11 protein-coding genes and 1 pseudogene are annotated in these 8650 nt (G+C 31.4%); 10 read left to right on the top strand and 2 right to left on the bottom strand.

What is annotated here, in order from left to right:
- From I2E21_RS01535 to I2E21_RS01525, 4 genes and pseudogenes are all read left to right on the top strand, one after another.
- The coding region (locus I2E21_RS01535) for a DegV family protein (RefSeq protein WP_195410189.1) at positions 1 to 322 on the top strand (322 nt) is incomplete at its 5' end.
- A gap of 52 nt (positions 323 to 374) precedes the next feature.
- A complete protein-coding gene (locus I2E21_RS12120; protein ID WP_207735289.1) occupies positions 375 to 755 on the top strand; it encodes an HNH endonuclease signature motif containing protein in 381 nt (126 codons plus the stop codon).
- A gap of 95 nt (positions 756 to 850) precedes the next feature.
- Positions 851 to 1336: pseudogene (locus I2E21_RS01530) on the top strand (TraG/TraD/VirD4 family protein); the annotation flags it as partial.
- 166 nt (positions 1337 to 1502) lie between these two features.
- On the top strand, positions 1503 to 1736 hold the full coding sequence (locus I2E21_RS01525) for a helix-turn-helix domain-containing protein (RefSeq protein WP_347708272.1): 234 nt from the start codon (positions 1503 to 1505) through the stop codon (positions 1734 to 1736).
- A gap of 165 nt (positions 1737 to 1901) precedes the next feature.
- On the opposite strand, the gene I2E21_RS01520 is transcribed toward I2E21_RS01525, so the two are convergent.
- Positions 1902 to 2543, bottom strand: coding sequence for a GHKL domain-containing protein (locus I2E21_RS01520; protein ID WP_195410188.1), 642 nt, complete (start codon positions 2541 to 2543; stop codon positions 1902 to 1904).
- Between the two features lie 653 nt (positions 2544 to 3196).
- Positions 3197 to 3904, bottom strand: a complete 708-nt coding sequence (locus I2E21_RS01515; protein ID WP_195410187.1) for a LytTR family DNA-binding domain-containing protein — start codon at positions 3902 to 3904, stop codon at positions 3197 to 3199.
- A 200-nt stretch (positions 3905 to 4104) separates the two neighbouring features.
- On the opposite strand from I2E21_RS01515, the gene I2E21_RS01510 reads away from it, so the two are divergent.
- The 6 genes from I2E21_RS01510 to I2E21_RS01485 all read left to right on the top strand — a co-directional run bounded on the left by I2E21_RS01510 (position 4105) and on the right by I2E21_RS01485 (position 8383).
- Positions 4105 to 4260: a cyclic lactone autoinducer peptide gene (locus I2E21_RS01510; RefSeq protein ID WP_195410186.1), complete on the top strand. Its 156-nt coding sequence runs from the start codon at positions 4105 to 4107 to the stop codon at positions 4258 to 4260.
- Positions 4260 to 4838 carry an accessory gene regulator B family protein gene (locus I2E21_RS01505; RefSeq protein ID WP_195410185.1) on the top strand — a complete coding sequence of 193 codons (579 nt, stop codon included), beginning with the start codon at positions 4260 to 4262 and terminating at the stop codon, positions 4836 to 4838. Before I2E21_RS01510 ends, I2E21_RS01505 begins: the two co-directional genes overlap by 1 nt.
- Positions 4839 to 5015: 177 nt before the next feature.
- The gene (locus tag I2E21_RS01500; RefSeq protein ID WP_195410184.1) at positions 5016 to 5468 is read left to right on the top strand and encodes a hypothetical protein; all 453 of its coding nucleotides are present in this window, start codon (positions 5016 to 5018) and stop codon (positions 5466 to 5468) included.
- Between the two features lie 61 nt (positions 5469 to 5529).
- Positions 5530 to 6579 carry an FtsX-like permease family protein gene (locus I2E21_RS01495; protein ID WP_186934457.1) on the top strand — a complete coding sequence of 350 codons (1050 nt, stop codon included), beginning with the start codon at positions 5530 to 5532 and terminating at the stop codon, positions 6577 to 6579.
- A gap of 7 nt (positions 6580 to 6586) precedes the next feature.
- A complete protein-coding gene (locus tag I2E21_RS01490) occupies positions 6587 to 7699 on the top strand; it encodes a hypothetical protein (RefSeq protein ID WP_195410183.1) in 1113 nt (370 codons plus the stop codon).
- Positions 7700 to 7711: 12 nt separating this feature from the next.
- Positions 7712 to 8383 (top strand): ABC transporter ATP-binding protein, encoded by a 672-nt coding sequence (locus I2E21_RS01485; RefSeq protein WP_195410182.1) that lies wholly within the window; start codon positions 7712 to 7714, stop codon positions 8381 to 8383.
- Positions 8384 to 8650: the final 267 nt, after the last annotated feature.

The raw sequence follows: 8650 nt of genomic DNA, 5'->3' as shown, positions 1-8650 counted from the left end.
AAAAGATGAGTTTTTCGATAAACTAAAAAACACAACGGAAACCGTCAAAACTTCGCAACCGTCACTGCATGATATAGCAGAAGAATTTGAGGCTGCCGAACATAGCAAAGACGGAGGTGTGGCAATTTTTATGTCGTCAAAAATCAGCGGAACGGCAAATACCGCACAAATGCAAAAAGTGTGCAAGCTATTTTTTAACTTACACACTTTATTTTACAAGCTCATATGGACAAAGCAGTCAGTTAAGATATATTCGAGGATTGTTTGTGCTTCCGATTGCGTATGTGCAAACAAAGTCGCCAAAGCACAGAGCGAGGAATAGGTGTATCTACGCACCGGAAGGGCGAGCGGCTGTTCATAAGTCGCTTGAAAAAGTGAATGTAAATATCCTGCACTACCTTATGGAAAACCCTGTGCAGGGCAAAAGCATTGAGTATAACGATAATAGATTAGCGTTATATTGTGCCCAGCAAGGTAAATGTGCTATTACAGGGCAACCTCTTGTAATTGGCGATATACATTATCATCACAAAACTCGAAGAGCAGACAGCGGAGACGACAAATATTCAAACCTTGTACTGATAAAACAAGATGTCCATATTTTATTACATGCTGTCCATGCAGAAACTATAAGCTATTATTTACAGAAATTTTCATTGAACAGCAGACAGAAGGATAAACTGAACAGGCTGAGAAAACGCTTAAATTTAACCCTATCTAAACACAAGGATTTTGTTGTTTTAAAGAAAATATGATTATTGAATTTGTATACACCGATGGAACGCCGGATGAGTGGAAATCGCTCATGTTCGGTGTGAGGCGGGGGAAAAGGTGGCGATAATTATCGCCTTTGCCAAAGATTGATTCAGCAGAAATGATGTTTTCAGCCTCTCGTTCAAGACGGTTGCAGATAGTACCAATCATTCAATCCTTTGCACAGTTGGAGAAGAATTACGGCAAAGAGGGTGCTGATGTTATCATAGATAACACACAGCTGACCATCTTCGGAGGCTTTGCTCCGAACAGCACAAGTGCAGAGATGCTATCAAAAGCACTCGGTTCAAGAACTGTGATGTCAGGCTCTGTAAGCAGAAGCAAAAATGATCCGTCGCAATCCTTGCAGATGATAGAAAGACCTTTGATGACTCCCGATGAATTGAAGTCACTTCCAAAAGGAACGTTTGTAGTGATGAAAACAGGATTTTATCCGATGAAAGTCAAGCTGAAACTGTTCTTTGACTGGGGCATAAAATTTGAAAAGCCATACGAAATTGCCGAAAACAGCAACCGCAAGGTTTGCTATGCAAGCCGTCAGGAATTGATTGATAGCATTATCGGCACATATTATCCACAACCGACAAGCAGAGAAAACGAGGACGGCAAAAATGTAATGCTGAAAAATGATACATTACAGAGCAAGCCTAAAAATACAACGATAAAATTGAAACGACCTACACAGGAGGAAAATTACGAATAAGCTGACAGACATATACAAAGCAAATTTGCCGCACAGAGCAGTGGTAGTGTACATATATCTCTGCGACCGAGCGAACAAAAACGGCGAATGCTGGCCCTCAGTAAACAAAATAGCAGGCGACATAAAGCTGTCGCCTGCCACAGTAAGAAGAGCTATTAAAGATTTAAAAAAAGTTGGACTAATCGAAACCAAGCAGAGATACCGTGAACATGGGGGTAAAAGTAGCTTGCTATATAAAATGTTTAATAGGCAAAAATAATAACAATAAATCCAACTGCAAAACTTTTATATTTGCAATTTCTTTCCGATTCTTAATTCCATCAATTAGATCTCATCTTGTTGATATCAGTATTATTAGGTATTGGAATTTCTCATTATATAATGCATTTCATTAGTCAAGGAATTATATGATTCGATTACTGCGTTATCTCCGAATTTCAAACACAATGTTTGAGGTGAAGGTCATATCATCCTCATTGAATTTCATATTTATTTCACCGTCATATTTTTTAACTACTCTTTTAATGCTTTTCAGTCCCGTTCCATGTATTGCGTCAGATTTTTTTGATGATGCTATGCGGTTGTTCTTGACGGCTACAATATTCTTGACCGAGTTTGTAAGCTGCATTGACAGATATTTATTTTTGCGGACGAAAGCCGAAAAATCTATAAATCCGTTCTCTGTATTTTGTGCCGCTTCAACTGCGTTTTCAAGCAGATTGTCAAGCAGAGCAGTTATGTCGGGTTCACTCATAAAGCCAAAATCAGCACTTCTAATGTCAATATTCATCTTCACTCCGAACTTGTCACAGAAGGATTTGTACCTGTTAACGATTGAATTGACCATAGGATTGTTGCAGTAATCAACAGATTTATTTATGCTGAAGTCTTCAATAAAATCGTCTATGTACTCTGTAACAGACTTGTCTTTGGCAATGCTCTTAATGGCATTTAAATGCCGTTTTATGTCGTGCATAACAATTCTTGAGTTTTCATTCTGCTCATTGAGTAAATCATAATACTCAGCCGTAGATTTTTCATTTTGCCTTTCATATTCCAATTCCATATTGTGTCTTTGAGTTTTCAAAGTAAATTCATATACCCAAAAAACCGCTATATTTGAGAAAAGTAATAGCACTATACTTATTATTAATAAATACATGTATTTTTGTTCTAAATCAAAATTGTGTAGTGCATATGATACTGCATACAGTAGCAGAATGCTTGAGGCAGGTAAAACCAAAAGAGGTATAGAAAGAGAATAACTTTCTGATTTATGTTCTTTTATTGAGAATTTTGATACAAAGTAAATTATCAAAAAATATAACAGTTTACTGATAGTCGATTGAATAATGAGACTTAGAGAATTATCCAGGCAAGTGAATAAATCCGTACCGAATAATACTGTTGAAACAAACATAACAATACTTTCTGTGATTGCCATAAATATAAGTAATATGCTACAGTGGAAAATACAGGATTTAACACTTATGAAATAACAAAAATAAAGTAAAAAGAAGTTACACGCAAAAAATGCAATTAAATTAACCAATGTTAAATTCAATAATCGAGATAAATACAATAATACATACACAATAACAACTGAAAATAGCAAAAATTTTTTGCTTGATTTTCTTTCAAATTTGTTTTCAAAATAAAATAGTGATATCAGAATTTCTGCAAGAAAAATAAGTGCATAGCAAATTGTATATACCATTTTTATACCCCTATGTATGCAAAATATGCCTTTTTAAAGTTTGAATAGTTCCTTTGAGATATAGGTAGAGTTTCAGTTTTTAAATCTACTTTAATATTAAGCTGAGTCTTATTAAAATCCGAGACATACCTCAGATTAACAAGATAGCTGTAATGCGGTTGTGCAAAATAATCGTAATCCTTTAGTTTTTCTTTCCAATAACTTAATTTTTTATTTGTATAATACTTCTTCTGCCGTGTTATAATAACAGCCTTTCTTTCTTCAATAGTTATATATACTATATCGCTTGTGAAAACAGAATAATACTCGTCATAGTATTCAAGAGTTATTATTTGAGTATTGGAATGATAATAGTTAATAGCCGTATTTAATGCTCTGAAAAAACGGTCATTGTCAATAGGCTTTGACAGATAGCGAAACACATCCAAATCCATTGCGTCGTCAAGATAAGACTCGTGGGAAGTAATTATGAAAATAATTATATTGGGATTAAAAGCTTTTAAATGAGCCGCCAAAGTAAGCCCGTTTACCTGCGGCATTTCAATGTCGATAAACGCCATATCATAACTGGCATCGCTTTTCATAGGAGCGACGCCGTTGTAAAACACATCAATATCAAAATATATTTTATGCTTATCCGTAAATTCAGTCAGCTTGCTTTGTATTTCATCGGCAATATATTTGTCGTCGTCACAAATCAATACTTTCAAAAGGAAAACCTCCCGTGAATTATGACATAATTATAACATATATTGCAAAAAATGTCATTGTTTTAGGTATAAATTTTTTATTTTTGACGAAATAATTAGAAAAATACATCACTTTGAATGAAATTGATATCATTTTTGCAAAAATTATGTTTTTATTTTTAATATGTGTTAAAATTCCAACAAAAGGAGGAAATAATACTATGAAGACAATTAAAACCATTATCTGCAAAATTTCACCTGCAATTATTGCTTGTTTTACATTAGCACTTTCAATAAATGCTAATACGTCCACTTGCTTTGTAATGTATCAGCCTAAGGCTCCAACAAAACTTGATGCATTTAAAAAGATAAAGTAATGGAAAAGTTTAGTTCGAAACTCATAGAGTTTTTTGTATCAAACGACCTTATAAAAAACGAAGATAAAGAACTTTACGAATATGCTGTTAATATTATTTTATCATCATTAATACATATTGCAACTGTTATGATAATAGGTTTATGTTTCAATTTATTTATTGAAAGTTTAGTTTTCTATTTTTCTTTTATAGCTATCCGTAAGTTTGCAGGCGGCTATCACGCTAAAACGCCGGTCAGGTGTTATGCGTTTTCTGTTATTTCAAGCATAATAATGTTGTGCTTAATTAAATATGCAAATAGTGTTGGTAATATATTTACTTATTTACTCATAATATTTGAATTGCTTTGTGTGGTGTTGATAATATTAATGTCCCCTCTTGACACAGAAAACAATCCATTGAATAGTTACGAGAAAAAGTGGTACAAAACATTAGCTGTTTTAATTTCAGTCTGTATATTTATCATATCATTATTTTGTGTTTTAACAGAACTCAGAAACATAGGGTACTCTTTGATATGCGGAGTTATAATGAGCACCTTGGTGTTATTAATGAGAAAAGTCCAAATTACAAATTAAACTAGGATTAAACTAAGCATTTATGATTTCAGGTTACTGTAGACAAACTCAACAAATATAAATGAAGAACATAAATACAAAAGAAATTATTTATTGTATTCTCAGGAATGAGGAGTTTCCGATGTTTTAATAATTTGCGAAAAATTATAAATATATTAAAAAGAAAGAGGTTTTACAATGAAAAAGAAAATGTTCTTATTAGGATTTTGTATCTTAATGGTTTCAACGATAATGTTAGGTTGTTTTAGTGCATCAGCTGCAACCACAACCAGTTCGGGTTCGTACGTACTCAGTAAGACCGATCAAACTGAGAAAAAGCATACAAAATCGCTTTCGGTTTCTGGTGGAGGTAGTGCAACAGTCACCGCACAACATTGGAAAGGCAGTACTTTCCCTACATATTCTGATACCGCTTATTCCAAAATTAATAGCAGTAGCGGTTTAAAATCAACAAATGTCAAAGTTTATATTTATAAAACAAACGGTGACTTGGCCGCAAGCGGTTCTTCTTCAAATTATGTAAACAAAGAGGCAGGCTACGGTACTACTGTTGGTAGCACTAAACACATTTTCACGTTGAGCAATAACAGAAATACATTAATATACAATGTTGTGGGAACTCAATCATAAGTAGATATTCAAGTTGAGGGTGTCCTTATACTATAAGGGCACCCTTTTGAGGATAAAGCTAATGTTAAATTTATCAATTAAAATCTTTTGGCATTTTTTAAAAAATAATAAGTTATTGGTTGGATTTCTTTGCTTAATACAGATAATATCTATATTTGCATCTCTTTTTGTGTTTTCGTATTTTGCAAGCTATACAAATGCAAATAAAAAATATGATAATTCTAAGACCTATACTGTATCGTTTAATGGTGCATTCATCGATGATAATATGATGCTAAAAGAGATAGAGCATTTTAATAATAAGTGTGATTTAGAATTAAATGCAGTCTCCATAAAAGCTAATATTGATGATACAAGAATAATGTTTGACTATCTTTACTATCCCAATCACATTAAGCATGGTAGATATTTCAACCAAGACGAATTTGTGACAAACAAACATGTAATAATATCAGGTGATGAAGGTGTGATAGAAGAGGATAAAATATCAATATGTAATGATAAATATACTGTAATTGGTACATATTCAGTTGGCGGTTATAATATATTGCCTATATCATCTATAAATGATGTGAAGCATAATAATGAATCTGTATCAATTGTTTTAGATAAATATCCTGATGACGATGAAAATAATAAAATTATTTCTCAATTGACGGAATGCTTTGAAAATGCAGAAATAATCTATCCGGAAAGAATAAAAAATATTGACAGCTTATGGAATGATTCTACTACTATTATATATATAGGAATATTTTTGTTATCAATGATAAATGTAGCATTTGTCTATTTATATATATTAGAAAAGAATAACAAAATTATTTATATTTATAGATTGAACGGTGCGACAAAAACAACTTGCATTTTTCTCTTAGCTAATGTAATTTTCATTATTGCTTTAATATCATTTGTATGTGGATGTATTTTTTCAAGATGTGTCTTGCCAAGCATAATTGAATATGTACAATATGAGGATTTTACATACAGCTTAGGAATATATGATTACATTAGTATGATTATAGTGTACTTTATAGTTATTATTATTACTAGTGCTCCTGTAATTTCAAAATATGTAAAAAATATATCTATTTCCGAAAAAAGATTGGGGTGACAAAATAATGAAGTTAATTAAATTTTCATACCATCTTTTCTGTAAGAATATATTAATGAGCATAATTATAATAATACAATTAGTTGCTTCCACTTTATTATTAAGCGATATTTTAGTTACTGCAAATAGTTACTTTGTTACAGTTGATGAGTACATTAGCAGTGGACTTTCAAATATAAACGGAATAATAGTTGATAATGGCGGTAATTCTGTTCCGGAAAGATTATTAAATAAATTACCTGAAAATTCAATAGATTATTGTGAATTGGGTGGTGTAGCTTACTTAGGAGAATATACCCTTTATGGATATAGCGATGAATTTGTAAATGATTATACTCCCGAATTATCAGAGGGAACATGGCTAAACGAGTGTACAGATGATTTAAAAAACATTCCTGTAGTAATACCTTATTCCTTAAATAAACATTTTAATATTGGTGACATAATTGATATTGATTCAGAAAATGGTTTTACGGGAAAGATTGTTGGTATATTAAAAACTTCTTACTACTGTACTTTTAATAATGGCGGTACAGAATTGAATACAAAAGATATGTTAGGCAAAGCAGATGAATCATTTGAAATTCCGTTATTGACATTATATAATTATTTGCCAAAAGAAATTATTAGTACCGGAATGACTGAAGCTATAGTTTTAAAAAATTCAAACGATTTAAATGAAGCTTATAAACTGTTTAGTAATTATTATTATGTCAGAACTTTTTTTGATGTGTTAGAAAACGGAAAAGAAGATGCTTATGCAAGAGTTAGAGCATTAGGTCCGATTCTTTTAACTTTATCTTTAGTTTCGTTGTTTGGAATGATAGGTTGCATTGCTATTTCTACTTATAAGAATCTTTATTTTTATTCCATTTTATATCTATGCGGTGCTTCAACCAAAAAATGTTTTTTGATAAGTTTATTATATACTGTTATCTATATTGTTCTGACATTGGTTGTATTCTTTGTAATATTTATTTTTGTTATGCAAAAAAGTATGTGTTGGCTTAATTATATTGCTATAATAGCTATAATTATGATACTGTTATCATTATCGTTAATTCCTTATAGAATATTAAAGAAAAACCCACCTATAGAAGTTTTTAAATATAAAAGATAATCGGAGGCAACTATGATTGAAATTAAAAATTTGAACAAGATATATTTAAAAGGGAAAAAAAATATGGTTCATGCGTTAAACAACATAAACCTAAAAATTGACGATAGAGAAACGGTTGCAATTATAGGAGAAAGCGGTGCGGGTAAATCCACATTATTACATATTATGTCATGCATTGATAATTTTGACGGAGAATATTATCTTGATAATATTGATATCAATAAACTTAGCGAAAGTAAAAAATCAAAGCTTAGAAGTTCTAAGATTGGAATAGTATTGCAGGATTTTGCATTGATTGATGATTTTACTGTTTTTGAAAATGTAATGACACCCTTATATTTTAATAAGAAAATAAAGGATAAAAAAGGTTCAGTAATGAGAGCTTTAAAGAAAACAGGAATTGCGTCCCTGAAAGCTAAAAAAGTATCACAGCTTTCCGGTGGTCAAAAACAGAGGGTAGCTATATCGCGTGCTTTGGTTACAAACCCAGAATACATATTTGCCGATGAACCTACGGGTTCTTTAGATAGTAAAACATCGGATGAAATAATTAAAATGCTCTTTGAATTAAACAGTAATGGAATTACAATAGTTATAGTAACACACAATTTAGAAATAGCCAATCAATGCCACCATATTATAGAAATAAAGGACGGTAATATTATTAAGGACATTTGTTCGTAAAAAAATATTAAAATGCCGACAAGTAATAGCTTTTAACGCTATTGCCTGTCGGCATTATTTTTTTGCCTCTTTTGCGTTAAAAGCAGAAAAGGGCAGTTATGTTTTTTAAAAACAGAAGTCCTCCAATCTACCTGAATTAATAAAAATTCAGATAAACTACAGATTAATAATTTAGAATTATGTTAAGACATATATAATCACAAGGTGAATCATTATGAAAAATAAAATTGCGATAATTTTAACATTACAATTTATTATTACTGTGTT

The organism is Ruminococcus sp. BSD2780120874_150323_B10 (assembly GCF_015553695.1).
Classification (GTDB): Bacteria; Bacillota; Clostridia; order Oscillospirales; family Acutalibacteraceae; genus Ruminococcoides; species Ruminococcoides intestinale_A.
This window is presented reverse-complemented; position numbering and strand designations above follow the sequence as displayed.

Excerpts from the sequence above, each read along its gene's own strand:
- I2E21_RS01520 (WP_195410188.1), bottom strand. The coding sequence starts at position 2,543 with ATGGAATTGGAATATGAAAGGCAAAATGAAAAATCTACGGCTGAGTAT.
- I2E21_RS01510 (WP_195410186.1), top strand. The coding sequence starts at position 4,105 with ATGAAGACAATTAAAACCATTATCTGCAAAATTTCACCTGCAATTATT.
- I2E21_RS01505 (WP_195410185.1), top strand. The coding sequence starts at position 4,260 with ATGGAAAAGTTTAGTTCGAAACTCATAGAGTTTTTTGTATCAAACGAC.
- I2E21_RS01500 (WP_195410184.1), top strand. The coding sequence starts at position 5,016 with ATGAAAAAGAAAATGTTCTTATTAGGATTTTGTATCTTAATGGTTTCA.
- I2E21_RS01495 (WP_186934457.1), top strand. The coding sequence starts at position 5,530 with ATGTTAAATTTATCAATTAAAATCTTTTGGCATTTTTTAAAAAATAAT.
- I2E21_RS01490 (WP_195410183.1), top strand. The coding sequence starts at position 6,587 with ATGAAGTTAATTAAATTTTCATACCATCTTTTCTGTAAGAATATATTA.
- I2E21_RS01485 (WP_195410182.1), top strand. The coding sequence starts at position 7,712 with ATGATTGAAATTAAAAATTTGAACAAGATATATTTAAAAGGGAAAAAA.